General features: G+C 43.0%; 1 pseudogene. It reads left to right on the plus strand.

From position 1 onward, the window contains the following. Positions 1-933, plus strand: a pseudogene (locus I6U49_RS16810) (hypothetical protein); the annotation flags it as partial.

The raw sequence follows: 933 nt of genomic DNA on the forward strand, positions 1-933 counted from the left end.
TGCTAGCCTAAGCTTGGATACCACCGAATTTACTTGTAAAAATGTTGGGCCTAATACAGTGACCCTGACCGTTGTGGACAACAACCAAAATGAAACCACAGCCACGGCAAAAGTAACAGTGGAAGACAATGTAGCTCCTATAGCAATAGCAAAGGACATTACGGTACAACTTGATACAAATGGTACAGCTACTATCGCTCCAGCTGATATTGACAATGGCTCTAATGATGCCTGTGGTATTGCAGACCTAAGTTTGGATATCACCGAATTTAGTTGTGAAGATGTTGGGGGTAACATAGTGACCTTGACCGTTGTGGACAACAACCAAAATGAAACCACAGCCACGGCAACAGTAACGGTAGAAGATAATGTTGCTCCTACAGCAATAGCAAAGGACATTACGGTACAGCTTGATACAAATGGTACAGCTACTATCGCTCCAGCTGATATTGACAATGGCTCTAATGATGCCTGTGGTATTTCCAGCCTAAGTTTAGATACCACCGAATTTACTTGTAAAAATGTTGGGCCTAATACAGTGACCCTGACCGTTGTGGACAACAACCAAAATGAAACCACAGCCACGGCAACAGTAACGGTAGAAGATAATGTTGCCCCTATAGCATTAGCTAAGGATATCACCGTACAACTTGATGCCAATGGTATAGCTACTATCGCTCCTGCTGATATTGACAATGGCTCTAATGATGCCTGTGGTATTGCCAGCCTAAGTTTGGATATCACTGAATTTAGTTGTGAAGATGTTGGTAAAAACACGGTAACTCTTACCGTCACAGACAACAATCAAAATGAAACCACAGCCACGGCAACAGTAACAGTAGAGGATAATGTGGCGCCGGTTGCTTTAACCAAAAACATCACCGTACAACTTGATGCCAATGGTACAGCTACTATCGCTCCTGCTGATATTGA

This window comes from Salegentibacter maritimus (assembly GCF_016236915.1).
Taxonomy (GTDB): Bacteria; Bacteroidota; Bacteroidia; order Flavobacteriales; family Flavobacteriaceae; genus Salegentibacter; species Salegentibacter maritimus.